This is a genomic window from Pyrobaculum ferrireducens, from assembly GCF_000234805.1.
Lineage (GTDB): Archaea > Thermoproteota > Thermoprotei > Thermoproteales > Thermoproteaceae > Pyrobaculum > Pyrobaculum ferrireducens.
The window spans coordinates 995,290-1,020,464 of the sequence record NC_016645.1; the positions used below are offsets into that span (position 1 = coordinate 995,290).

The 25,175-nt window shown below is 54.0% G+C and carries 27 protein-coding genes, 3 tRNA genes and 1 pseudogene; 6 read left to right on the top strand and 25 right to left on the bottom strand.

All coding sequences use genetic code 11. The features are described 5' to 3' along the window. Positions 1–15 precede the first annotated feature (15 nt). A complete protein-coding gene (locus P186_RS05460; RefSeq protein ID WP_014288446.1) occupies positions 16–1,869 on the top strand; it encodes a urocanate hydratase in 1,854 nt (617 codons plus the stop codon). Here the strand turns inward: P186_RS05460 and hutI are convergent. From hutI to P186_RS05570, 22 genes and pseudogenes are all read right to left on the bottom strand, one after another. Continuing rightward, positions 1,852–3,041: pseudogene (gene hutI, locus P186_RS05465) on the bottom strand (imidazolonepropionase). The gene P186_RS05460 and the pseudogene hutI overlap by 18 nt on opposite strands. Next, on the bottom strand, positions 3,035–4,435 hold the full coding sequence (locus P186_RS05470) for an HAL/PAL/TAL family ammonia-lyase (protein WP_014288447.1): 1,401 nt from the start codon (positions 4,433–4,435) through the stop codon (positions 3,035–3,037). The pseudogene hutI and the gene P186_RS05470 overlap by 7 nt, the downstream one beginning before the upstream one ends. Then, positions 4,426–5,277 carry an arginase family protein gene (locus tag P186_RS05475; RefSeq protein ID WP_148682762.1) on the bottom strand — a complete coding sequence of 284 codons (852 nt, stop codon included), beginning with the start codon at positions 5,275–5,277 and terminating at the stop codon, positions 4,426–4,428. Before P186_RS05475 ends, P186_RS05470 begins: the two co-directional genes overlap by 10 nt. Positions 5,278–5,697: 420 nt before the next feature. Further along, positions 5,698–5,961: a hypothetical protein gene (locus P186_RS05480; RefSeq protein ID WP_014288450.1), complete on the bottom strand. Its 264-nt coding sequence runs from the start codon at positions 5,959–5,961 to the stop codon at positions 5,698–5,700. Positions 5,962–6,011: 50 nt separating this feature from the next. Next, complete coding sequence (locus P186_RS05485) at positions 6,012–6,509, bottom strand: hypothetical protein (RefSeq protein ID WP_014288451.1); 498 nt, start codon at positions 6,507–6,509, stop codon at positions 6,012–6,014. After that, positions 6,506–9,592, bottom strand: coding sequence for a hypothetical protein (locus tag P186_RS05490; RefSeq protein ID WP_148682763.1), 3,087 nt, complete (start codon positions 9,590–9,592; stop codon positions 6,506–6,508). The genes P186_RS05485 and P186_RS05490 overlap by 4 nt, the downstream gene beginning before the upstream one ends. A 34-nt stretch (positions 9,593–9,626) precedes the next feature. Further along, positions 9,627–10,382 carry a hypothetical protein gene (locus P186_RS05495; protein ID WP_014288453.1) on the bottom strand — a complete coding sequence of 252 codons (756 nt, stop codon included), beginning with the start codon at positions 10,380–10,382 and terminating at the stop codon, positions 9,627–9,629. A gap of 2 nt (positions 10,383–10,384) precedes the next feature. Further along, positions 10,385–11,491, bottom strand: a complete 1,107-nt coding sequence (locus P186_RS05500; RefSeq protein ID WP_014288454.1) for a hypothetical protein — start codon at positions 11,489–11,491, stop codon at positions 10,385–10,387. Then, positions 11,488–11,937 (bottom strand): hypothetical protein, encoded by a 450-nt coding sequence (locus tag P186_RS05505; RefSeq protein WP_014288455.1) that lies wholly within the window; start codon positions 11,935–11,937, stop codon positions 11,488–11,490. Before P186_RS05505 ends, P186_RS05500 begins: the two co-directional genes overlap by 4 nt. Before the next feature lie 36 nt (positions 11,938–11,973). Next, a complete protein-coding gene (locus tag P186_RS05510) occupies positions 11,974–12,945 on the bottom strand; it encodes a coiled-coil domain-containing protein (protein ID WP_014288456.1) in 972 nt (323 codons plus the stop codon). 47 nt (positions 12,946–12,992) lie between these two features. Continuing rightward, entirely contained in the window at positions 12,993–13,460 is a 468-nt protein-coding gene (locus P186_RS05515) for a hypothetical protein (RefSeq protein ID WP_148682764.1), read from the bottom strand. Between the two features lie 68 nt (positions 13,461–13,528). Beyond that, positions 13,529–14,728 carry a hypothetical protein gene (locus P186_RS05520; protein WP_014288458.1) on the bottom strand — a complete coding sequence of 400 codons (1,200 nt, stop codon included), beginning with the start codon at positions 14,726–14,728 and terminating at the stop codon, positions 13,529–13,531. 29 nt (positions 14,729–14,757) lie between these two features. Continuing rightward, complete coding sequence (locus P186_RS05525) at positions 14,758–15,096, bottom strand: hypothetical protein (protein ID WP_014288459.1); 339 nt, start codon at positions 15,094–15,096, stop codon at positions 14,758–14,760. Continuing rightward, positions 15,096–15,362: a hypothetical protein gene (locus tag P186_RS05530; protein WP_014288460.1), complete on the bottom strand. Its 267-nt coding sequence runs from the start codon at positions 15,360–15,362 to the stop codon at positions 15,096–15,098. Before P186_RS05530 ends, P186_RS05525 begins: the two co-directional genes overlap by 1 nt. Positions 15,363–15,392: 30 nt before the next feature. After that, positions 15,393–16,928, bottom strand: a complete 1,536-nt coding sequence (locus P186_RS05535) for a type II/IV secretion system ATPase subunit (protein ID WP_014288461.1) — start codon at positions 16,926–16,928, stop codon at positions 15,393–15,395. Further along, positions 16,925–17,629: an ATPase gene (locus tag P186_RS05540; protein ID WP_014288462.1), complete on the bottom strand. Its 705-nt coding sequence runs from the start codon at positions 17,627–17,629 to the stop codon at positions 16,925–16,927. The genes P186_RS05535 and P186_RS05540 overlap by 4 nt, the downstream gene beginning before the upstream one ends. Further along, positions 17,626–17,925, bottom strand: a complete 300-nt coding sequence (locus tag P186_RS05545; protein ID WP_014288463.1) for a hypothetical protein — start codon at positions 17,923–17,925, stop codon at positions 17,626–17,628. Before P186_RS05545 ends, P186_RS05540 begins: the two co-directional genes overlap by 4 nt. Further along, entirely contained in the window at positions 17,918–18,514 is a 597-nt protein-coding gene (locus tag P186_RS05550; protein WP_014288464.1) for a hypothetical protein, read from the bottom strand. Before P186_RS05550 ends, P186_RS05545 begins: the two co-directional genes overlap by 8 nt. Before the next feature lie 4 nt (positions 18,515–18,518). Beyond that, positions 18,519–19,190, bottom strand: a complete 672-nt coding sequence (locus P186_RS05555; RefSeq protein WP_014288465.1) for a hypothetical protein — start codon at positions 19,188–19,190, stop codon at positions 18,519–18,521. A gap of 38 nt (positions 19,191–19,228) precedes the next feature. Beyond that, positions 19,229–19,332, bottom strand: a tRNA-Ala gene (locus P186_RS05560). A gap of 36 nt (positions 19,333–19,368) precedes the next feature. Further along, complete coding sequence (locus P186_RS05565) at positions 19,369–19,944, bottom strand: ATP:cob(I)alamin adenosyltransferase (RefSeq protein ID WP_148682765.1); 576 nt, start codon at positions 19,942–19,944, stop codon at positions 19,369–19,371. 15 nt (positions 19,945–19,959) lie between these two features. Then, positions 19,960–20,178 carry a hypothetical protein gene (locus P186_RS05570; RefSeq protein ID WP_148682766.1) on the bottom strand — a complete coding sequence of 73 codons (219 nt, stop codon included), beginning with the start codon at positions 20,176–20,178 and terminating at the stop codon, positions 19,960–19,962. 92 nt (positions 20,179–20,270) lie between these two features. On the opposite strand from P186_RS05570, the gene P186_RS05575 reads away from it, so the two are divergent. The 3 genes from P186_RS05575 to P186_RS05585 all read left to right on the top strand — a co-directional run bounded on the left by P186_RS05575 (position 20,271) and on the right by P186_RS05585 (position 21,483). Continuing rightward, positions 20,271–20,373, top strand: a tRNA-Gln gene (locus tag P186_RS05575). Positions 20,374–20,611: 238 nt separating this feature from the next. After that, on the top strand, positions 20,612–21,040 hold the full coding sequence (locus P186_RS05580) for a CBS domain-containing protein (protein ID WP_148682767.1): 429 nt from the start codon (positions 20,612–20,614) through the stop codon (positions 21,038–21,040). Between the two features lie 29 nt (positions 21,041–21,069). Continuing rightward, positions 21,070–21,483, top strand: coding sequence for a universal stress protein (locus P186_RS05585; protein WP_014288469.1), 414 nt, complete (start codon positions 21,070–21,072; stop codon positions 21,481–21,483). Here P186_RS05585 and P186_RS05590 read toward each other — a convergent pair. After that, positions 21,480–22,676, bottom strand: coding sequence for an MFS transporter (locus tag P186_RS05590; protein WP_148682768.1), 1,197 nt, complete (start codon positions 22,674–22,676; stop codon positions 21,480–21,482). The two genes, P186_RS05585 and P186_RS05590, sit on opposite strands and share 4 nt — an antisense overlap. Before the next feature lie 93 nt (positions 22,677–22,769). Between P186_RS05590 and P186_RS05595 the strand changes: the two genes are divergently transcribed. Beyond that, positions 22,770–23,429, top strand: a complete 660-nt coding sequence (locus tag P186_RS05595) for a hypothetical protein (protein WP_014288471.1) — start codon at positions 22,770–22,772, stop codon at positions 23,427–23,429. On the opposite strand, the gene P186_RS05600 is transcribed toward P186_RS05595, so the two are convergent. After that, positions 23,397–24,128, bottom strand: coding sequence for a sulfite exporter TauE/SafE family protein (locus tag P186_RS05600; protein ID WP_014288472.1), 732 nt, complete (start codon positions 24,126–24,128; stop codon positions 23,397–23,399). The two genes, P186_RS05595 and P186_RS05600, sit on opposite strands and share 33 nt — an antisense overlap. A gap of 106 nt (positions 24,129–24,234) precedes the next feature. Here P186_RS05600 and P186_RS05605 point away from each other — a divergent pair, with 106 nt between their 5' ends. Then, positions 24,235–24,411, top strand: a complete 177-nt coding sequence (locus P186_RS05605) for a preprotein translocase subunit Sec61beta (protein ID WP_014288473.1) — start codon at positions 24,235–24,237, stop codon at positions 24,409–24,411. A 545-nt stretch (positions 24,412–24,956) separates the two neighbouring features. Here P186_RS05605 and P186_RS05610 read toward each other — a convergent pair. Then, positions 24,957–25,041, bottom strand: a tRNA-Leu gene (locus tag P186_RS05610). Between the last annotated feature and the right edge of the window lie 134 nt (positions 25,042–25,175).

A 25,175-nucleotide genomic window follows, 5' to 3' on the forward strand; every position in this document is an offset into this window, starting at 1 on the left:
TATATATTTCCTAGTATGAGCGTTTCTAGTAAATACAAGGGTAGGCCTATTGAGGAACTTATCTCAGCTGGTTTTTACGATCCGGAGAAGCGCTTGGTGAGGGCAATTAAGGGGTTTGATTTACATGTGTGGAGTCGCGATTGGCAAATTGAGGGAATTTTGAGGATGCTTTTCCACGTCCTTGACCCGGAGGTTGCTAAGGATCCTAAGAACTTGGTGGTATATGGGGGTAGTGGTAAGGCGGCGAGGAGTTGGGAGGATTTCGAGACAATTGTAGATACCTTGATGTCGATGAATAAAGACGACACGCTTGTAATTCAGTCTGGGCAACCGGTAGCTGTTTTTAAAACTGATCTGCGGGCGCCGCGTGTTTTGATGAGTAACGCCATGTTGGTGCCTAAGTGGGCCGACTGGAAGTATTTCTGGGAATTGGAGGCCAGGGGGCTTATCTCGTATCACCAAATGACAGCGGGTTGCTGGGCCTACATTGGGACGCAGGGGATTTTACAAGGCACATACGAGACTATTGGCTTCGCCGCGGAGAGGCATTTCGGCGGATCTCTTGAGGGGAGACTTGTTGTTAGCGCTGGTCTGGGGGAGATGGGTGGGGCGCAACCGCTTGCCATAAAGATGCTGGGGGGCGTGGCGCTCATAGCTGATGTAGATAGGAGAATGATAGAAAGGAGAATCGCCACAGGCTACCTGGATACTTGGACGGAGGATCTTGATAAGGCTGTTGACATGGCGCTTAGGGCAAAGGAGAGACGGGAAGCCGTGAGTATAGGCGTATTAGCAAATGCAGTGGATCTGCACAATAAGCTAGTTAAGGAGGGCATTGTTCCAGATATCGTTACGGATCAGACGCCGGCGCACGACCCACTGGCCTATGTTCCCGCTGGCTTGTCTCTAGAGGAGGCCGAGCGGCTTAGAAAGACGGATCCAGATCGGTATATACAGCTGTCTAAGCAGTCAATGGCTCGGCATGTAGAGCTGTTATTAACACATCAATTAAGGGGCGCCGTCGTTTTTGAATACGGCAATAACTTGAGAAAACAAGCTTACGATGCTGGAGTAGAGCAGGCTTTTAAGATACCTGGCCAGATGGAGTTTCTCCGCCCAATGTTTGAGGAGGGTCGTGGCCCATTTAGGTGGACTAGTCTAGTTGGTGATCCTAACGATATCTACAAGCTGGACGACGTGATTCTCACAGTATTTAGCAGAAATTGGAGACTTGTTAGGTGGATTCAAAACGCCAAGAAATATGTAAAGTTCCAAGGGTTGCCGGCGAGGGTAGTGTATCTGGGGTATGGAGAGAGGGCTCAGTTTGGCAAAATTGTGAGTGAGATGGTTAGGCGGGGTGATTTATCGGGGCCAATATGGTTTGGCCGAGATCATCTAGACGCCGGATCTGTGGCATCACCTTTTAGAGAAACTGAGGGTATGCTTGACGGTAGCGATGCCGTGGGGGATTGGCCAGTTTTGAACTACGCGTTGAATACGGCGGTGGGCGCTACGTGGACGTGCTTCCACCATGGCGGGGGCGTGGGTATTGGCTATTCGCTTCACGCCGGTTTTGGCATGGTGGTAGACGGGACTCAGCTATCCGAGGAGAAGGCTTTGAGAGTTTTTACAGTTGATCCAGGTATGGGCGTCGTGAGACACGCACACGCGGGGTACCCCAGGGCGCTGAAGACCGCGCTTACTAAGGGCATTAAAATACCCATACGCGAGATGCTAGAGGCGAAGTCGTTGAGAGTTTCTGAAGAGGCTTGGAAAGAGGGGAGAATCAGCGAATATACGTACAAGAGGGTGAAGGAGGATTGGAAAGACTACGAGGAGACTAAGAAGAACTTAAGGCGTCTTTATTAGTGGGACGCCGTTTTTTATCACCAGCCAGGCCTTGTTTCTGCCTAGTTCATATGCTAGCCAGTGGTAGTTAGGCACATCCCATATTACCAAGTCGGCTTTTTTGCCAGGCTTAATAACTCCTCTGTCTGTTAGGCGTAGGCTATACGCGGCATTGGCAGTGGCCGCAATTATCGCTTCCAATGGTGTGAGGCCTAGTAGATAGACTGCTTGCTCAATGGCCGTCTGCATGTTGAGACACCAGCTATTAGGACTGAAATCGGTGCCTATGGCAATGGGGACTTTCTGACGTCTAAGCTCCTCCACCGGCGGCCTCTTAGGTGTTCTCAGTGTGAATATTGTAATGGGTAGCAATGTCGCTACGGCTCCGGATCTCGCAATTTTAGTCACGTTCTCTAGGGGTGTATTGAGGAGGTGATCTAGCGAATCTATTTGAAATTCTTCCACCAAGTCGCTACATCCTATATACTCAAATTCGTCTGCATGTAACCTGAGTCTATACCCAGCCTTGGTAGCTGTTTTGAAAAATGCTCTAGTTTCCTCTACGCAGAAGGCTATAGAGTCGCAGAACACATCTACATACGTCGTGCCGACTCTTGGAATGGCTTCAAGTATTTTTCTAACATATTCCTCTCTACCGGATGGCGGTGGGATGTGTATCAAAAAAGTCGTAACTATGTCTATGTCTACTTGTATTTTTTAATAATATTAACAAGTCTTAATTCTTCATCTATATCTAGACCATAACCTGTTTTTATTTCTACTGTAGTTGTACCGAACTGCGCCGCTATTTCAACTCTTCTTTGGAGAATAGATGCTAGTTCTTTGTCTGTAGCTTGTTTTGTTTCTCTAATAGTTTTATAGATGCCACCGCCCTTCTTAGTAATTTCTTCATATGTCTCACCTTTGAGTTTTCTTTCTAGCTCGTCTTCTCTAGAGCCGGCGAAGAGCATGTGGGTATGGGGATCCACGAGGCCCGGCGTGATGAGTCTGTTGCCGAAGTCCCATACTTCCTCATTAGGGTATTTTCTCTTCAAATCCTCCCACTGACCGACGTCTATTATCACGCCGTTTTTTACCACAACTGCAGCGTCGTTGATAAGAGTAACAGGGTCGCCGTATGTCCATGGCATTTTTTCTGCTGAGACTAATTGCCTTGCTTTGATGATTACCATAACGCCGACGCTAACCTCACCCTATCGCTTGGTATTTTCGCGTCTTTTATTAGATTTGCCACTTTTTGGTATATCTCTTTAATTGTCGGTGGGCAGGTGGCGCAGTCAACTGCGTCATGTGTCACCACGGCATGTATAGACATTATATGGGTAAGCTTCTCTAGTATTTCATGGAGCCTCACCACGGCGTTTAGGCTCATTGAGTTTATGTCTTCCTGAAAACCGCTGGTAGGTATGTTATGTATAGAATATGGAGTTGATAAAGCCCTTATATACGCCGCGAGTGCGGCTGAGGTGTAGTGGTATATCATGTCGCCTACGCTTCCAGATTCGTATGTTAAGAAATCGGGTTTCCCCGTGATCTCGCTTCTTAGTAGTTGAGCTATTTGTCTCTCAAGTAAATTGGCCCACATAGCTAGCGCTATGGCTAATGTATCTGCCGCAAGCGCTATGTATACGCCGTGGAAATGACATGTAGGCACTGGGCCCTTTATCGTGAATATAGGATTGTCACTGGGAGAATTGATCTCGTTTTCTGTAATTTGCCTTACCCAGTGGAGTGTGTCTTGAAGAGCTCCCAGTATTTGAGGTAAGCAACGTATTGAGTAGGGGTCATTTAATCGTTTCTCATTTTTTTCGCATTTAATGGCATTGGCGACCGCTTTCATGCCTGGGTGGAGTTTGACCTGTGTGTCAGGTGCGAGAGCTTTCCAGTTGGCCCCGGTGGCGTAGAGATATAGGGGTATGTGTTCAAGGTATTTATTGATGAGTTTAGTCGCCTTGTCCAAAGCCAGCGCCAGTATTGCTGTTGAGAAAGATGTGCCATTTATCAGCGCCAGCGACTCCCGCGAGTTTAGTTGCAACGGCTTTAACCCCTCTTTCATCATTGCCTCTCTCGCCGTCATGACCTCGCCTCTGTACTCCACTCGACCCTCCCCCATTACCGCTAGAGCTATATGTGCTAGTGGGGCTAAATCGCCACTGGCGCCCACACTACCAAAAATGGGGACTATTGGAGTTATTCCACTGTTTATTAACTGGACTAGCGTCATAATTACCTCGGGTCTGACGCCGCTATAGCCGAGGGCTAATTGATGAGCTCTGATCAACATAGTTGCTCTCACCCATTCCCTGGGGGCTTTTGCCCCCACCCCCACAGCGTGTTCAAAGAGTATGAGTTCTCCGCTTGTCTCAGCCCGGTGCTTTACTAATTCGCCTAAACCAGTTGTAACTCCGTAGATCTGCTCGCCTCGTCTTAACGCCTCTAGATACATTTCGTAGGCACGTATTACTTTTTCCAGGGCGCTGGCTGATATTTCTACTCTGACGCCTTGAAACGCTACTAAAGCCACGGCATCAACGTCAAGATTTTTCCCAATTTCAACTATCTCCATATTGATACATATAGGAGGACCGCGGCTAAGCTAGACGTAACATCTCCCACATCGTATGCAGGAGTCACCTCTACTACATCAACCGCCAGGGGTCTTAGCGATTTACTAAGTTGAGTAACCAGCATTATAACCTCGCGCGAGGAAAAACCGCCGGGGCTCGGAGCATTTACGCCAGGTGCGTACGCCGGGTCTACTACATCCATATCAATGCTGAGGTATACATCATAATGCTTGTGAGCTGTCTTGATTTTTTCTACTACCTCGTCTACACCCATCTTGTCTACATCCTCCATTGTGTAATACTCTATACCCAGTCTCTCTGCCTGTTCAAACATGTACCGCGGGTTTGCCCACCGCCTTACACCAACAATGCTGATTGGGGTGTTTCCTGAGAATTCTCTTATGAGCCTTGTGGTGACTCCACTTGATAAACCCTCCGACAGCTGTCTAACATCAAGATGCGCGTCGAGCACTACGTAACTGAGTTTTTTTCTTCTTGTGAGTCCCTTATATGCATATGCTGTTATTGAGTGATCGCCCCCAGCTATCAGTATCTGCTCCTTATCTGTGATTGATGAAAATACCATCTCTATCCTTCTCCACGTCTCTTCTGGATTCCCCACGACGATATCCACATCTCCGACATCCTCCACATCGATATTTCTAGGTAGATTGCAAAAGGCCGCTCTTATTTTGCCAGGTGCAAATCTGGCGCCTGGCCTCCCCGCCACGGCTCCGTCCCAGGGAACTCCTATGAAAATAACCGAGGACGGAGCAGAAATGTCGCAAATTCTCACGTCTAGTGGGTCTTTGAGATATTTTGCCTTGCGTACAAGGTACACATGCAAGATACTATGGATATTTATATCTCTATAGTATTTAGTCTGCGTAAAAACTCTTCATTAAAAAACTTTATAAATAGTTATATAATTTCTATTTTATATATTCTTCTTAAAAATTTAATTAATATATAAAAATTTTTCCATCGTAAGTACTCTCGACCGTAATCACACCCTCTGTTTTCTTTATTGTAACGATACGAGTTCTTTCTATAGCTAATCCACATGACAGATATACGTAATGCTCATCGCTCCAAGCAAAGAACCTCCCATATGTTACTAGGCGGGAGCCCGGATTTTCCAAAACTAACTTTACGGCGTAACACACACTTGGTGTTGAGATATGCGTAATCACAGAATAGAAGATGAATAAGGTTGTTACCGTGAGCGCGATGACACCGGCGAGTTCCACGATGTCTTCTATCATGGCTTGAACCTACAGATCAGAGCCAGCGTTTTGTATGAGAGACCTGGGGGGGTAGAGACAGTTTCATTATTGCATGAGACCAGCGGAGCTACTCTATAGATCACAGCGGGGTCTCCACGCTCTGCATACTTATACGCCTCAGACCAGTAGAGAAAAACCGCAGATAGATCCGGCTTATTTACCTCGACAGGCTTGAGAACTGACAAAGTAGCTACTGCCAGCCCAAAGATTATTGGTATGAGTGTCACGTCGAGCTTCATGAAAGGGAAGGAGGTTTTGTGGGAAAAATCTTATAGGAGTTACGTGACGCTTAACATTTAATTATGTATAGCGTAACTTCGTAAGCCACCGCCCTATAGATAAACCTGGTTGTTATGACCTCTGGTTTAAATTCTGTACCAGATTTACATGTTGGTACGTAGTGAACAACGCGGTTTCCTTCGATTATTGGAAGCACATAGACGCATTGACCTAAGATCGCCGTGTTATTTCTAGAGGTGTATAAATAGCCCAGCAGATCGTCTATGGGTGGACAAGAGTTGCCAAATGCCACGGCGTAAAGCGCCGGCGTGGCGTCAGCTTGCGTTTTTGTGAGTACTACTCCGTTATTGTTATAGTAGTAAGCTACTTTATATACCTCTATCATCACAGGATTATTTACATGGAAATTCTTACCAGCGGCTATGGACTTAGCTATGGCATAGAGCTCCGGGTGTAGATTGTGTAGTGCATTCAACGCCGCTAGGACTACTGCAACCGTAGCCGCCGTAGATCCCACTATTATTAAGAGCTTTGTCAGCGTGTTCATGTTCCCGTGCGGATCACGGAGGGCGTGCCGTAGGGCGCGAACCCACCCTCGGCCCACCACTTAAACAGCAGAGCTGGCCTCGGCCGGTACACCACGGCCTCGCCGCCGTCTTCAACTACGTAGCTAAAGTGGATTATGGGCACTACCAGCGCGGGATCCCACGGCCATATATAGGAGGCCCTTATAATAACCCGCGGCCCATGTACCACTTCTACTAGGCTCCAAGATCCGCCTCTCTGGAAGTAAACGGCATAGCCGACGACAGGCCCATCTGCCGTAATTAACACATCGCCTGTCGTTGCGTTGAGTAGCTCAAACCTCGGCTCTACGAACATGTCTCTAAGCCTCACTCTTGCAAACATATCTACAGCGCCCCAGAAGTCTCCGATCGCCGCGAGTTGCGAAACCGAGTCGCTGGCCTTTAGGAACGACTTGGCGTTGCTGACTGTAGTCACGACGCACTTCCTCTCGTACTGCCTACCCCCCTCGCCGAAGGGCGTGAAGCCGTGGAAGTAGGGCACGCCGTTTACGTACAAATACGCCGTGATCAGAGTCTGCCAGGTGTTGGTGCGATTCGGTGTCTCGGTTCTGCCCTCTATCCTCAGCGAGGCGGACTGCGGCGGCAGGACGAAGAAGGCGAAGTGGGTAGCGCCGCGGGAGTCGACGAGCTTCAGTTGCACGGGTCCCACCCAGTCGGTCGGCGCAACGTAGTAGCCGACTCTGCCCAATGCCTGCGACTGGCATGCGTCCAGAGCCGTGTAGTCCCTATACCAGCCGTACCCCACGTAGGCCGCGTCGAGGGGCTCCCACCTCCTCTTGGGGATGTGGACGAGGAGATCCCAATTCGCCTTTTTAGCCCCCATGGCGCTGTCCACCAAGATACCCTTCTCTACGTATATCTTCAAGTCTGTCTCGGTCTCGTTGCCGATGTAGACAACCAAGAAGGCGTAGCCCGCCCCCGGCAGTGCGGCGTCCGCCGTCGGGCCCGGCGCAGGTCCCCACAGCCGCACGTTGAGGTTCGACGCAGTGCAGATCGTCCCGTCGCAGGCGGTGGCCGGGACTATGAAGATGTACCACGGGCTCGTTGAGTTGGACGCCATCGACGGCACGCCCAGAGGCAGGGCGTCGGTCCAGCCGGCGGGATGCTCCTCCCCGCCCCCGTACTTCTCAAACGCATAGTTGTAGAACTTCCAGCTGACTCCTGAGGCCGTCTGCTGGTACAGCCTGCGTTCGTCTGTCGTGTTTTTGTATTGCGAAACTCCGTACACCTCGCTGAGGAGGGAGACGGAGTGGGGGCCGGGCACAGGGCATGAACTCTCGATATCGAAGTCTCCGGTGCTCGGATTGAAGGCCCAGCACTGGAGGTTGTAGTAGTGGTCGAAGAATATGTAGGGGTCTCCCACCGCCGCAGACATGAAGTCGAAGAACGCCGTGCGGCCACTTATGAAAGTTTCGCTGGGCACTATCCAGTCCACCAGCCTCAGCTTGTTGATGGGGAACTGAACGCCGCCCTGGGGGCCGACTTTGGCGTAGCCTACCCACGTCCCGTTTACTTTAGTAAATACGTGTTGCGAATACACGCAGTGGAATAACGTGTTTTCCTGCTCGCACGGATTGGGAGGCGAGAACCATGCCGTCTGCAACGTGCTGTGGCTACCGTCTATTCCGAAGCTCACGCTCGTAAACCTAGGCCCCCTTATCCAGCCTGCTGTAGCAAGACCGTCGCTTTCATAAGCGAGCTTCCCCTCGGCGCCAGCCTCCTCGTATACTCTCGACAAGAGGTTGCCCGCGCCGTCCACGGCCCTCGGCCTCGTGACGCCGCTCCCTATCCAAGTGCTTTTGCTACCCGTCCTCACAAGCCAGGTAACCGCAACGGAGAGCCCGTAGGCGCTACCCAGCGGCGCGTCGAGCTCCATATCGCGAGAGGCGAAGTAGAAATCCGCCACTTTTACGATGAGGTAGGGGGTCAGGCTCACGCCGGTTCTCTGGGCTATGCTCGCCAGCGTGTCTTTCCAGACCCACCTGTCTCCCACCCACGTCGAGTTGCCCACCATGTCAATCAGAAAGCAACCCGGAGGACCAGGACATGCATCTCTTAATTCACTTTTCATTACGACTCTGGAGACGTAGAGCGGGACAGGCTTCGGAGCAGACAGGCTCACGGCCCCCCAGTCTGTAGGAGATACATGGCCAGATATCGTTATTCTTGAGTTGAAGGGTTTGTTGGATACCCAACTCAACCTTTCTAAAACCGGATCCGCGTCTGTGGACACGCCGATTCTCGGGTACAGTTCGTTGTTGTGCCAGTCGGTGTAGTACCAGGAGTTAGGCACGGTGGCATTGGCCCCTCCGTACCTTACCACGGATCCCGGGCTGTATCTGTCTATTATAAGCGCCTTCCAGAGGGTGGGAGCGGAGCCGCTCTTCACCACGTTTTTGCTTGGCTCGTATCTGTTACACGACGGCCATGTACTCGCTGTGGGCTTATCGGTGCAGTACCCCCTAACCTCCACCGGTCCCACATTAGGCATCCACTCGTACTGGGGGAGATCCGGCAGTCTATTGGCTCTAAACGTCGTCTGGGAGCTGTAGAAGGCGCGGTCATGCGGTACGGTGAAGGTAATCGTCCGGGATACGCGGTCGGGTTCTCCGATCTTTTTGTAGAAGACGCCGTGCTCAACCCAGCAGTAGCCGTTGTAGCAAAGCCTCGCTTTGCAGTAGTACTTGTCAAAGGTCCACGACTGGTCGGGGTTGTAGTACTCTACAGATACGGAAAACGACAAGTCCCTATCCCATACAGCGCTACCGGCCACTCCCCAAACCGCAACTTTGGAGGAATTCAGAGCCCTGATCCCCCAGATGATGGCTGTCGAGTCGCCAGACCAGCTATAGCCGACGGAGGCGCCCGGGTGCAGAATGGTCGCAGTTGACATGTCGAAGGAGGCTGTCACGTCGTAGGGCGAGGCCAGCGAGGCGTTTGCGTAATTGGTACAGTTTACGTTCTCGACCACAACTGTGTTCTGCGCTTGTGCCAGGTAAGCCACAAGTAAGGCCAGGACCAGCAGTCCGAGTGTGCCCCTCATGGCGGCTCCCTCCGAAGCCTTGGAAAAAGCTTTCTTACTGTATTCCGGGCCACTGAGGAGTAGGCGTGTCGTTCGTCCTCTCCCCACCCTGCCGCGGTATGGAGAGGTAGGAGGTAAGGTTCTTACAACCGAGGAAGACGGTGGTGGGGTAGTCCACTACGACGACGCCGACGGCGCTCCTTGTGGTCAACACGTAGAGCCTAGAGTAGGTGCCGTTGGTGACGTAGGCCCACTCAGCCTTGTCGAGCCCAAACAGCCAAGACAACTTGACTACGTTAACGCTGTTCCACCTATCGACGGCGGATAGAATCGGTCTGCTCTGCCGGTACGTCTGGTAGAGGTAGTCGGTCCAGTTCCACGCCGTTGGCGCCACGGCGTACACCTCAAACCACGGCGCCGGGTTGAGGGGGTATTTCACATCTATTTCGTAGAGCACGCCGGGCTCCCCATAGGCCTTGGCCGCGTAGAGGCTACACCTCGTGACGTTCAACACGGCGGTATATATGTAGTACTTGGCCTCCCCCTGCAGTTTATATGCCACCGGCACCCCCACAGTGAAGACCTCCCCTCTGGTAGTCGTCAAGTTCACCAAGACGTAGTACGAAACTCCCGCGTTTCTCCTGTACACGCCGAGGGAGTCTGTGAAGAAGTAGTCCGTGGCATTCCTCTTCGCCGCGTAGAGATCGGTCGCGGCGTTCAGCGGCTTCATCTGAGTGGTGTGGAGCGCAGTATACAGGACAACTGCGGCCACAAGGGCCAGGGCGATGAAGCCGTAGGCCGTCGACCACATAGCTAGCCCTCTCTACACACCCTTTCGTATTTTACCGTAAACCTCGCGTTCATGGCGCCGTCGACTGCGGACTTGAAGTAGACGTCGGCGGTGTCGCCGCCCCACGTTAGGCTGACCGAGCCGCAGTGCCCGCTAGCCTTCACCACGGTCCCGTTTAAGCTCACCTCGTTGTGGCACCACCCTCTTATCCTCTCTAAATGCCACCTTCCGTCGTACCACAGCCGCCACACCTCGTCGTAGTACAGAGCAAAGCCGTCGGGCGGATCACAACGCTGGCAGTCCTCCCAGGCGAGCAGGTAGTCTAGGAGCGCCCCCTTGTTGTCCACGTCAAAGTACGAAACTGGGTTGACGTATATCCTCGCCCTTGTCGAGCCCGCGCTCCAGTAGGCAGTGAGGTTGAACACCTTCAGCGCCGTGGGCCTGTAGTCGTCCGGATCGCTCCCTTGCAGGAGGATGTAATTGGAGCCGGAGACCGCGGACTCCGTCTTGACGATAACGGTTTTACGGACCTCCATCCGGGGCAGGCTGGAGTTGCCGGGGAAAACAGCCTCTACGTAGTACGTGCCTTCGGGCGGCGGCTTGACGTCTATACAGACCCAGAACCACGTATTCGCGGTTTTATAGGCTGAGCGTGGTCCCCATATCGAGGCGGTAACGGGCAGGGCGATTTGACCCCAGCCGTCTGAGGCGTCCACGAAGACGCATCCCGTGCGGCAGAAGGCGCTTGTGTCCAGCGCCAGTCCCGGCCTCCCGGCGACGAACTGGCCGAACCTCGACGCCGAACCGTCGCAGGATACGTAGATGATGCCGTCGACTACCCACAAGTACATTTCGCCTACGCATGTGGCGTTTTGACCCGGCGCCAGGGGGTAGCCTCCGAAGTACGCCCAGCCGAACCTTGCCAGTTGTCTACCCGCTGACTCTACGGCGGCGTACGAGTCGTACTGCTTGACCACGTAAGGCCCCACAAGCTTAAAGGCGCAGTCGGAGCATGTGGGCACCTCCGAGGGGCCCTCCCTCACCGGGTAGAGTTGTGTTATTATGGCCACCGCCATTGCCATTAGCCCGGCGAAGATTGTGATGTCTCTAAGCGTTGTCAACCCCCTCATGGACATCTGTACTGCACCACCAGCCATCTCCCCTTCGAGGCTACGTTGACCGGAACGCAACTGGGATCCACCCTGGCGTCAAAAGGCGGGGGGCACCAGAGTCCCGTGTATGGATCGCCAATTCTTACAGGTCTTCTGCCGTAGAGCTCGCATCTATACCCACCTGGATAGACATAAAACTTGGCGACCAGCACGCCAGGTACGCCGACTCCCTGGCGGAACTGCTCGGCATCGGGGCCCACGTACTCCATCATGTAATACCTCGTGTGATTGTATCTGTCAATCACGGCGTATACATACAGCGACCTAGTGGGTACGTTGTCCCCGGGCTCGGCCGGCGCCTCGATGTACGCGGAGGGGAGGTAGGGCCTCGCCACCAGCGCCGCGAATAGGAACAGGGCCGCCAGCCCTGTGATAAAAACAGATGCCGATATGAAATCCTCCATGGAAAAAGGGAGGAGGGGATGGAAAAACCTTAGAGGTTATTCAGACTGCCGCCTCCTAACGTATACAACGGCGCCAATGACGCCACCTAAGGCGATGAGCAACATTGGTATCAGCCACCCCGTCCCGTTGCCCTCCTCCTTGGCGCTGAGCTGTGACTGGAGCTGCGCCAGCTGAGACTGGAGCTGGCTCACCTGCAAGGCGTGTGTTCTGTTCAGCTCCTCCATCCTCTTCAGGAGCGCGTCCTTTTTAGACAAGATGTCGCTCAGCCTCTTCTTCAGATCTTCAATCTCGTTGTTCTGGGCTTGGATCTTTGCGTTCAGCGCAGTTATCAACTGCTCTCTTTGTTTGAGGAGCTCCTCAAGCTTCGTCTTCTCATCACTCAACGTCTTCACCTTATCTGACAGCTGCTGCAGGAGATTCCCTAGCGCGGTGCTGTTGGCGAGGGCTCTGCCAAGCTCGGCTTTTATCTCGTCAAGCGTCCGGACCAGCCGATCGTACTCCACGTAAAGCGATGTGTTGCCCGGAGGCACCTTAACCACAGTCTTCGTACTTAAGTGGAGATACCACCCCTCGGGAGCCATTTCGGAGAAGTTGCCCACCGGCGTCGTGAAGTTACCTGTAGCGTTGGCAAGGTTCACCAGCCCCACATAGGCCGCTAAGCGAAGGGGAAGCCACTTTAGCCAGAGCCACACACGTCCATCGTGCGAACAGTATATGTTTGACCTCACCAACACGCCGCCCTCTATTGGGGTTATGTTCAGCGGCTCGACAGACACATACCTGCAGACCTGAGATATATATGTCAACGCCGCCTGCGCCTCTCTCCCATCTCCTCTAAACTCTATGCCATCCTGTATGTAGTACAGCGTGGTCGCGCCGTAATATTCCACAAAGTGTGTAGCGTTTAGCGGGTAGGCTGCGGCTAGGTAAGCATGCGGTGGATGCCAGCTGATAAACTGCGCCAGTGCCAGACCTGTAGCGATTAGAAATACTAACCACCAATTCATGACTGGGGGGAGCTGGGGGTTGAAAAAACTTTGAAAAATTGTTTGACTTAAGAAATCCCCGCAGATACTACACCTTTTGCTATTTGTACGGCTTTGCCAGTGCCGTCGTAACCAATAATTACATACACATACTGCGTACCTGGACTCAGCTGCGCGCTAAATCTACACGTAGCCGACTGCCCAGCCACCAGCTGTAGCTGGCTTGGCTGTATGCCTGTTGAGACGCTCCCACCACTCGCCTTTGCACATGAGCCTTGGGTTATCGTCTGCAACGTCGGAGAGCCGGCCTGCCCATACTGAAGGGCGAGGCCTTGTAGCTTGCCGTTTAGCACCTCGACTGTTACATCAAAACCCCCTCTGTCGGCTGTAGCTATTGCGTTAGCTCTCAGGGCCTCGGCCGCGGATTTTCCAATTTGTTGAAATGTCAACGCGCCTATTACGCCCACAATTATGAAGCCAGCGGCTATCAACAGCGCCTCCACAGTTGTTAACCCCCTGAACTTGTGTTTAGGCATATCACGGCTCATCTCAAGGGGGAAAAATTTTGGAAATCCTCTTTTCCAACAACTCCGCCTAACCTGTTCTAGAGGAGTAGTTGAAGACCTTGTTGTAGTGCCATGCCGACGGCCCCTCCCAGCGTTGTGGAGTGGTGTATCCCCAGCGCCGATAGGAAAATCGCGATGTAGCTCGCCGCTATCAGCGACATGGCTTGGGACACCACATGTTTAACCACATCGTAGGGGGGAGGGGTGAAGAAGGGGTTGTAGCCGCTCTCCAGGCCGGACAGCGCCTTAGCCGCTGTGGACACAGAGTAGGCGAGTATGCCCACAGCCGCGATAAACAACGCGAAGTATGCCGCCGAGAGCTTCACAGTCTTCTTCACTGCGACGTTTTCCATGTCTACCACCGTCTGGATGTACTCCACGGCCTTCACGGCGGCGGCGCCGCCGGCCTCCACGATGGCGCGGTACATCGACTTAGCCAAGACGAAGTATCTTGATGGTATGAAGTAGCCGTAGGCAATCTTGGCGGCTACCCTAAACCTCCCAGACAGCCTCGCAACGATGAGGTCGGGAGGCGCCCCCTCCTTGAGCATAGCCGCGGCGGCTCTAAGCATTGGGGGCACCTCCTGTCTTATCCTAAACCACCACAGCTTGTCCTTAGCCCTAAGCCAGGCGGTGGCCGCGGCGCCGAAGGCTAAAAACGAGGCCACTGGAGACGCGAGTAGACCTGCGATAGCCGCGGCGAGGGCTCCCAGGGGTAGGGACCACTCGTAGGTCTTCCACAGCGACAAGTCCCTCGGCGTCGTGGCCACGGCCGCGGCCCCCGTCGAGGCTGTGACTCCTAGAATCAACAGCAACAGGTAGGTGGGTTCTATACTCAAGACGCCGATGGCCCACATGAAGAGGAGGAATAGCGGGAGTAGAAACAGCGCGCCCAGCGCGTTGACTAGAGACTCATATATACGAAGCCTAGCCTCGATTCTAGACACGGCGGCGGATCTAGACGACTCGAGGAAGGAATGTACTAATATAGACCTGTCTACGCCAGCCTCCTCCTGCGCCAAGGCGTATCCAAAGTGTCTGGCCACCTCCAGCCTATCCTCAAGGAAGAGGGCAGACGGCGACGGCATTAGAGAAGCCACAAATAGCCTCCTGCTCTCCTCCTCATCCAGCTCAGCTGTGTTAAGCGCGGTGTATTTCAAAGCCTCGTTGCCAGATACGACGCCTAGATATGTGGCGAAGACAGGAACGGCGGCTAGGTAGAAATCCTCACGGCGCATGGAGAGGGGAGACGCGCCGTGGAAAAACCTTAGATTAGGTTGGAGAGCACCTCCCGTATGTGGGCGAGCTTCCCAGCCTTCTCCACAGCCGCCGGCAACTCCCTCACGGCCTGTGCCGCCGAGGCGCCGGAGGCCACCCGGCGTATGATGTAGTTCACAACCATGTCTATGTGTTTATCTAGATCCACAAGCCTCGCCGCGAGGCGCCAGTCCTCGGCCTCGAGCCAAATGCCGTGTCTAGCCAGCTTAAGCACAGCCTTCCACAGCCTCGACTCCCTAACGCCAAGTTCCTTCGCCAACTCGCAGAGCCACCGCGCTGTGTGTACGGTAAAGCCCCTTCGCACGGCGTCCTTCTCCACTTTGCACATCACCTCGCCAGGAGGAGCAAGGCGAGTTTAACCATGGGATCGTCGCCTCTGCTCCTCAGGGCCTCGATTAACACCTCCCGCGGAAGGCAGTGGATAACCTTGGCGGCCAACTCCTCAGGCATCTCCGCCAAGGCCGTCGCAAGGTGGGTCGCCCAGGTCTGCTGGCCCGCCTGCCGCGTCGAGTGGTTCGAAACCTCTACGCCGCTTTGCAGAGCCGAGTCGCCCCCCGTCTGTATAAGCTCCGCCAAGTTCCGCCTCTTAATCATAGCCCGGTGTACAGCCTAGGCAGAAAAATATTAGACATAGCCGAACCTAGCCGCCTCCTCCTCAAGTATAGACTTGAAATCCACCCTATCTAGCCACAACATCTCCACAATAGCAGACCTAGCCGACATGGGGTCCTCCACCTCGCCGGCCTTGACCAGGGCTTCTATCCTCAGCGCGAGCTCCCTCCGCAAATCGACGCCGTACATCTCCTCGACGTATGAGGCTACGCGCGGCGTCAGCTCCGCCAGGTCCACCACCTTCACCTCCCGGCCGCCGGCCACCACAGCCTTCGCCTCCTTAACATACCTGGCGCCGCCCACAGCAGATAGCTGAATTACAAGCGTGCCGTCTAGCCCCTCGGGCGGCGCCTCGGCCTCTGTGATGCGCAACAGGACGTCCCTCACTGTGTCTGCGTGCATCGTCGTAAGGGCGCCGTGGCCCGTGAGTTTGTAGTTCACCAACGTGCGTAGCTCCTGCGGAGTCCTGGCCTCGGCTAGAGCCACCACGGTATGCATCGTGCCGTAGCGCAGGGCCTGGTCGAGGGCGGCCCACAGCTTGTCTTCAGACGGCACAGAGATGTGAAGCAACTGGCCGTCGAGGGGGGCCCAGATCTCCCTAGCCCCCCTCTCCACCACCACCACCTGGAACCAAGGCGGGACTAGGTACAGAAGCTGGTTCAGCTGCGTCGTTTTTCCCGACCCCATCCCTCCTGAGAAGAAAACGCTACCCCTCATCTCTAAGACAAGAGAGGCCAAAGCCAGAACCTCAAGCCCCTCTGGCCGGTGGACCGGGCCCCGTGCGGCGTACTCTTCAGCCACCTTCGGCTTCGTCGTGTAGGGCTTCAGCAGAGATTTAGAGGGCTTCGGGACTGCCGACATCTTCCTTATGTTCACGTTGTACTCCAGCAGATCTGCGGCTATCCTCGCCTTGTTCACCGGATCCTCCCTCGTGAGCATGGGACGGTCCATGGTGAGGGAAGGGAGCAACTGCTTCACCACGACGTACATAAGGGGCTCCGGGATAACTATGTTGGTGGGCATCCTCACCTCGTTACGCACAGCCACCACCCTCCGGTATCGCCCAAGCTCCACCATCTGGAACTTGATATACTCCAACTGCTCCCTCAGCGACTTGGGCACGTAGGTGTACTTAGCCGCCGGTGCCGTCGGTTGCGGTATGACGATCTCCGTGAGGAGGGGATCCCGCATCAGCGCCTCCAGCGCCCCGTAGCCCATATACTCCCTAGCCCCCGACCAGCGGTCGAGGAGGTAGTGCACCACCTCTCTGTAATCCTTGTACATCGCCCACACCGCGCGGTCTCTCAGGCCCTCCGCAACAGACTTGATAAGCTTGGGGTACTCCCTCTCGTCAGGCGGCACGGCGCCGCGGAACATAATAAGGAGGAGAGCCGTCTGCAGGTCATCCGGCACCTCTGGATCTATGACGACGTACATCATGTCGTCTGTAATGCAGACGTCGGTCCTCACCCCCCTATCCACAAGCACCCCCTCCCGCCTAAGCCAGCAACGGCTTTTTAAAGTAGAGTCGGCGTGGGCGTAGATCATGCCGTCTTTATACGTGCCAGTATCTGGTCAACCGCCTTTCTATTATCCCTGTCCCTCAACACGTCGTTCGCCACCGCCTCTCCGTAGTACTCCCCAATCGCCACTCTCTTTACGGCAATAGGCGTGATTTTCCTCGCCATCTTCAACTCATCCCTCTCCAAGAGGTTCACGGCGACGAGAGAGGAGTAGGCCATGTAGCGGCGGTACTGCTCAGCCTTGACGTCGGATATACGCGCGATAAGCCGGCGATCGGCAATGAAGATGTTGTAGACACCCATCTGCTGTAGCCTAGACAGCACCTCCAGCCTCAGCGCCGCCGTACTGTCTATGAAGACAGTGTCCACAGGTAAGCGCAACTTAGTCACGAACTTAGGCAGGTGTTCAACCCACTCAAGCATAGCCTCGACGAAGTCCCCCACCACGTCCTCGCCCATCCTCTGATAGATCTCATAAGCCTCGTACCCCGGCATGACGTAGAGCATTGGCGACACTCTATGGACGTAGGGCAACTCCCCTCTGAGAAACGGCGCCAGCCACCCCGCCTTCCTCGGCACTCTAAACAGCTGAGATAAATCGCTCTTTTCCCAATCCATGTCAACCAGCAGAGACAGCCCCTTCTTCACTCCAAGCACCGTGGCTATGGTTGTCTTCCCCACCCCGCCGTCTAGAGAAGAGACCAGCACCACCTTCACCTGCCTCATATCAAAGCCGCAAGTCTCTTGTAGACGTAGTCCACGGCGGCGTATTTCAAAGCGGCGCCGTCCGCCACAGCCCCGATCTCCTTCTTAAACCTATTAAGCAAATTAGCCGCGGTCTTCGCATCCGACAGCTCTGACAGCCTTAGAAGAGACGGCCTAAGCTTCACCCCACGCCCCTTTACATTCAGCATGGCAATCCTCGCCGCTATACACAAATCTCTGTAGCTACGGTAAAACTCCTCCCCTCTACACAAATCAAGCAAAGCTTTGAGGAGCCTGTGGGTTTTTTCATCAAACATAACACTCACGCAACCTCTCGGGATCCTCCACAACCCGCCTAACCACCTCGACATACGAGGGATCTCTCTCCATCAAATCCGTAAGAACCTTCACAAGCTCGTTTATCAGCCACCCCCCGCCGCCGCGGCCCTCCTCACGCACCACGGCTGGCCTGCGGCCAGCCCTTTCCGCAAGCCTCTGGATGATGGCATGGGGCTCTTCGCAGACCAGTGGGTATTCGCCGCACAGCCCCGCGAAGCGGATAACCTCCGGGTTGAGCTGAAACAGCGGCAGTCTGTCCACCGAGACGGCGAACTCAACCAGCGTCTTAACCGCCTGCCGAACTCTCGACATAGGAAACCGCCTTGTGAAAGTCGCAACGGGACACCTGACAACCCCCGGCTTAACCCGCCCATACACCAAGTTCAACGTATCGAAAACCGCGGCGACGTACACCACTACAGGCCCCTCGCCGCACCGCTCGTCCACAGTTGCCGGATCTGCCATGTACTCCTCCTTGAGGAGGTAAACCCCCCTAGGCGGTTGCCCCCAGTACATCTCCCACCCGGCGCCCAGCCAAGACCTTACCTGGCTTATAGACGCCTCCATGGCGCTACGACGGTTCGTACAAAACCTTGGCGGCGCCGTGTTTTGTACGGCTCGCTGTATCGTACACGTCGCGGTACCTCCCAAGCGCCATATCTATATGAGCCATCCGGCCCGTGTCCAGCCAGTACAGCCACTCCGCCAGGTGTCTATTGCGCCGGTCCCTCCACCGGCTCCACGCAACCCATGAGTAGCCCCGTGCCCAAGCCAGCTCCCTAAGCCAGAGCGGGAAGGCGCTCCTAAACACCTCAAGTGGCCTGCTCCTCGGGACGGCTGAAACCCACTTGAAGAGGGTAGGCGCCCTGCTACGCCATATGTACCTCCGCCCCCCGTCGCTCAACACAGTTAGTAGATAGCAGGGTGAGACCTGCAACCGCACGTCTATCACTCCGTTGCCCGCCACTGGCGGCCACCGCGCCCTCCAACGAGGCTCCACAAAGCCACCCTCTACATACAGCACCCACTCCCTCCCGAACCTCCCCCCGACCCTCAACCCCCTTAGGCCAAGCTGAAACGCCTCGGGGTTCTCGGCCGCGTACCTCACAAGACCGTCTACGTCCGCGGCCACGTGTCTAAACCTCCTCAACAGCTCCTTCACGAAATCCTCCCCCAGCAAATCTACCCAATCCCCGGGATTGTAGTGGAGGAATATACAGGGATCAACCCGTGGTCTATACACGTAATTACATCCCTATTTTAAACACCTTAAAGAGGAAGTGGTGGACCGGCCGGGATTCGAACCTTATCCCAAGCCCCCTCGCGGGGACTTGACGGGACCGCCCGCGTGCAAGGCGGGCATCCTTCCGCTAGACTACCGGCCCTTTACATATATAGTACGCGTTTTTAAGTTTTTCCCACTACCACCAATACGGCAGAGACGCAGGCGGGTGGGTGGGCTTCACCACGACGAATCCTCTGGAGGTCTTGACGCCGTGTCTGCACGTCCTCATGGCTTCAAACAACACGTTACCTAGGTGATTCAGCACTAGGATGGCTTCTCTGCCCTCCTCCACGGCGGCCATTCTCCTCTCGGCCCACCTCACCCAGGCCCTGGCGTTGTTAACAGCCGCGCAACACCTGTCTAGGCAGTACAGCCACCCCAGGTGGGAGTCGGGCAGGAGAGGTAAGATGCACCTCATAGCCTTGTTAAGCATATATAGACTCCTACCGTAGTATTTATCGTCGCCTGTGGCTAGGTAGAGACCTAGATTAAACAAAGACCAGTAGGCCCTACTCAGACATTTTCCCTGTCTTCTACACACCACAGCCGCGTAGTTTATGTACCCCAGGGCGGCCTCCAAGGCGCCGAACACCTTGATGATGTTCGACGCCTTCGAGACGCACATCTGGCGCCCCAGCCACAGAACCTCTGTGTCGCCCAGATCACCCGGGCAGGTCCCCGCCAATACACAAGGCTTGCTTAATACAGGCACTAGAAGTTATGTACCCTACTTAAAATCTACACTCGTAATAACTACCGAAGGCGACGTTTTTATTATCCTCCACACAGCATCATAGACGCCTTCCACCAGCGGTATAGTTATCTTATTACCCTCCACATGTACCTCTACTCTCCTACTCATAGCTCTTAGCTCACCCACAATACGTCGATATATCGAATCAACCATATATGGCGTCGATACGGTTATGGATACCCGCCCATCCATATATATGGATCTGGGAGAGATTAATAAATTTTTCTCACATTATATACCCGGCGTGCGAAAAACCTTAAAAAACACCAGCATTAAAAGTGACGAGCCCGGTCGTCTAGCGGCCAAGGATGCGGGGCTTTGGACCCCGTGGCCCGTCGAGCCCCTTATGGGGCTCGGGCTAGGGTTCGAATCCCGGCCGGGCTACCATCCACATCTTATTGAGGCCTGGGTTCTACAATGTTGTACTTCTTCTAGCGATATGTGTACTTTCATTAATTTATTACGTATGGGTAAATTGGAGATTTCAAATGACTTATTGATATTAGTAAAAAAACACTCAATTTAATAATATTTAAAAAATACATTTTATCAATATTAGAGATTTTAAATTCTTCATATTATATACTTTAAATTAACTTTATATACCCGAAGAGAATATGAGCTTATGAAAGCCGAAATTATAGCCAGGAAACCGCCTATTACCGCAACTCCCGATATGCGTATTAAAGACGTTGCCAAGATTCTGGCGGAGAAGAGAATTGGTCTAGTAGTGATTGTGGACAAGGCGCAGCCCGACGTCGTGATTGGCGTGGTTTCTGAACGAGACATCGTGAGGGCAGTGGCTAACAACGTAGATCTTAACCAGCCGGTTAAGGAGATAATGACCTCCCCAGTAATAACTGTTGAGGGGGAGGAGCCTATTTGGAACGTGGCTAAGATTATGCGGGAGCACAACATTAGGCACGTAGTTGTTACAAACAAAGGCAGGCTTTACGGTGTGATATCTATAAGAGACATGGTGGCAGAAGAGTCCGTATTAAAGAGTCTCGTGGAGTACGGCACACCGGAGGAACATAGACCAAGCGCCGATTAAGCTTTAATACATAAACAAATTACTTTTCTATGGAGGTAATAGTAGTTGGCTACGACGGCTCTCCACAAGCAAAAAAAGCACTAGAAAAGGCGAGGAAGATAGCTGAGAAATTCGGCTCTAAGATATACGTCGTACACGTCATAGACACAGCCGTTTTATCTCTGTCAGATATGTTCTCCTCACCGGCGGTGCTCGCCAGTCTTAAAGAAAAGGCTGAGCAACTAATAAAGGAGGCTCTGGCGGCTCTGGGCCCCCGCGCCGAGGGGAAGGTCGTCGAGGGGGACCCGGCGCACGAGATTGTCAAGTTTGCAAGAGAGGTTAACGCGTCGTTGATTATACTCGGGGCAAGGGGGCTGTCGACTATCAGGAGGATACTGATGGGAAGCGTCTCCTCTAGAGTGGTGCAGGAGTCCCCCATAGACGTATTGATTGTAAAGGGCTAGCGGGCTTGAAGCGCCTCTTTTACCAACGGAGCCGCGGCTATGAGAAGCACCGCGCCGGAGAAAATAAACGCGTAGCGGGGCGAGGCCGAGTATAGATACGCCACTGTCAAGCCGCCCGCGATCGATCCTAGGTATTCCAAGGCGAGGGTGGCCCCCATGATCTTCCCCCTGTTTTCCGGAGTTATGTAGTCACCCACCAGGGCCCTCCTTATAGACATGGCCACCTCGCCGCCTATGCCGACGATTATAGCCGCTGTGACCAGCGCCACGACGTTTGACCAGACCCCGATCATGAAGTACCCCACGGCCATTAGCATAAGTCCCGAGAACAGCGCCGTGACGCGCGGCGCCTTGTCGATAACCGGCATCAAGACGATGCCGAAGAATATGCCAACTGCGGTGGTGGCGCTCTGAATCACCCCCCAAGAAGTGTTGTCAATACCTATGACGCCCGTGGCGTAGAGCACGCCAAATGTCTGCAGAGCTATGCCGGCCAGCGACGTCAAAAACCCCAAGAGAGTTACATAGGCTACGAAGCGGGGTATTGAGAAGAGGCCGCGCCAAAATATGTAAGACTGCGCCACCTCCCTCATAAGCGTCTCTCTATCCAACGGCTTGACTTGTATTGTCTCCTGCAGAGCCTTCATGCGGAGCACCGCCACCGACGTGGAGATGACGCCGGAAATTATGAAAGAGAGCCGCATCCCCATCAAACCCATGTAGTCAAGCAGATAGCCCCCCACCGGCGGCAGGAAGAGCCAGGGGATCTGGGGAAGCACCGCCGTGAGCATCATCCCCCCTCCCCTCTTCTCCGGCGGTAGCGAGTCCAGCAGTATAGCAGTTAAGGCGGGTTGGTAGAAGTGGAGCGCCCAGTCCACCACGTAGACAGCCGCGAACTGCCTCCAGTCGTCTACAACGGCGTAGAGAAACTGCACAAGCGCAATACCCCACGTGCCAATAACAATAGACCGCTTCCTACCAATCACGTCGGTTAAAACGCCCCCCGGCAGAATCGTGAGCAACACAGCGAGAGAGCCCAGAGAGCGCACCACGCCTATCTCAATATCCGAGGCCCCCAGCAGGTGCAGATACTTCGACAGATAGGGAAAAGTCAGCGAGCCAGATATGGCGAATAAAAACCAGGAGATTATCATAGCGCCGACGTTTCCCCTAAGCCAGTACGAGAGACCCACGTCGCCGCGGACACTACACCACTTTATAAACAATCCCCCCGCGCCCCCAGCGGCATAGCAACAAATTTAAAAGGGGGGGATAACCCACCCGCGATGAATAACTGGCTGGTATTCGCCATCGCCTTCGCCGCCACTGCGGCGGTGCTCCTCGCCACCGTGGCCGCCAACGTATACCTCAGAGAGCCCGTGCACAAGCCCTACTGGGACAACCCACAGGCTAGGCAGAAAATCATTACAGACGCCTCCTCCATAGGCGTGCTGGCCGCCAGGGGGCAACAGGGGGTTGTGGTGCTGGGATACAGAGATCAGCTAAATGCCACAAACAGGGCGGAGCTCCTCACCGCCATCAAAGAGGTCCTCAACGCGGCCCGGGGCTACACTGTGTACATAGCCCCCTGGGCCACAGATAACACAACAAAAGCCTATCTCTCCCTACTCTACGACGGCAGGCTCTCACTAGAGGACTACTTAAATGGCGTAGTTATCAACTCCACAGCCGTATCTCCCCGGGTGGAGCAGGCCCACGCGCTGGCAGGGGCAATTGCGCAGACATACGGCACGTATCAACCTCTCGGCGGAGCTCCACAGGCACAGATAGCCCCCATATACGTCGCCGTGTTTAGAAACGACACCTCCTACGTGGTTTACGAGCCATTCACCCTAGGCCGTGACCGCACCTACACAGACTGGCTCCAGTGGGTCAAAACAGCCTTCGAAAACCTAAGACAAGGCCAGGGCAAGGTTACTCCATAGGTAGTACACACCTACTGCAAACACATAGCCCACGAACAGCCTCTTTACAGAGCTAGACCCCAGTCGAGGCATCACGTATCTACTCGCGATAAAAGAGCCGACAAAGCTACCCAAGGCGATAAACACAGCCAGCCCCAGCTCCAGCACGCCAAGCCACGCATATGTGAGAGTCGACGCCAGTGCGGTGGGTAAAATAACGCCCATGCTCATCGCCGCCGCGATCTTAGCCTCCATACCGGACACCAGGATGAGCGCAGGTACGAAAATAGTCCCCCCGCCCACGCCGAAAAGCGAGGAGACAAACCCCCCTATAAACACAAGCATGTAACCCAGCCACGGCGCCGGCCTACCAGGCCTCTTATTAAGCAACAAAACCACCCCGATAATAATTAGGTAGACTCCATAAATCAGCTTAATCCAACTCCCAGAAAACTTCACAGATATGAAGGCGCTGGCTACCGCAGCAACGACAGAAAACGCCATATACCTCAACAACAACGACGTGCTTAAACTCCGCCTGTAGTTATAGATAGAGGTGAGAGAGGTCACCGCTATAGAAAACAGACTAGCCGCCACCGCGGTCTGGAACTCCACACCTGACAGATTCAATATAGGCACAATCACAACTCCACCCCCCACGCCGATGAGAGGCCCGAGAAAACCCCCCAAGAATCCAGCCAGGACGGCGACCCAATACATTAAACCCCTGTACCTACAGATATTAAAGTGATGACACCCCAATAGCCAGACAATTGAAGAAACTCGCATGGGCTGAAAAAATATAAACCAGAGCCATGTTATCTACATGGCGCGTCGGAGGAAGTACGAGGGCCTCAACCCATTCGTCGCCGCTGGCCTCATTAAATTCAGCGAGGAGGGTGAGCTGGAGAAAATCAAGCTAACCCCCAGAGCCGCCATAGCCATATCCATAGCCATAATAGCGGCCTTAATTGCGATAAACGCAGTACTCCCACCACCATAAACCAACACGTCCTCCCGCCGACAACATAACAATGCCTTCACACGCGCAAAAACCAACTTAAACAAGAAAGCTACAACAACGGCATTCTACTCACAACACAACCCCCTCTTCAAAAACAGCCAGGAGAAGCAACTAAACCACATAACGTCACGTAGATTTAAATGGTGAATACCACCGACGGCGTGTAACAAGCGCACCCCAAACCGCGTCTATACCTTGATACACGGCATTGACGCCGCCTCAAAGCCCGTATTACGCCTCGCATCTTGTTAAAATCCTACGTACGCCGCCACCTTGGGATTATGGTTGCCTCTTAAAATCGCAACTCCATAAAACCACAGTCGTCAAAACCGGCTTTTCCAGACAGACGCTACAACGCCAACTACGAGCACTCCACTTGAGAATTTCGCAGATCCCCCAAAAACTCTACTATTTTGAATCACAGGTGAAAACGTCGGCGGGCGACTGCACAATTTCCCAAGCTAGAGAGCCACCGTCTCTAACCACAACACCGACCCCACGGCTTAACCTGAAGAGTAGAAAGGTGCGGGGGGTGGGATTTGAACCCACGCAGGCCTACGCCACAGGGACCTCAACCCTGCCCCTTTGACCTGGCTCGGGCACCCCCGCCCAAGGCTCAGTGAATACGGGATTTAAAGTTTTTCTCGGAGACGATCCCTTGATCAACGCGGTGGCCCTCCTCTAGCTCTAGTGAGCCGTGTGCGCCGCCGCGTCGGTGCACTGGTCCGGTAGGGCGTTAATAG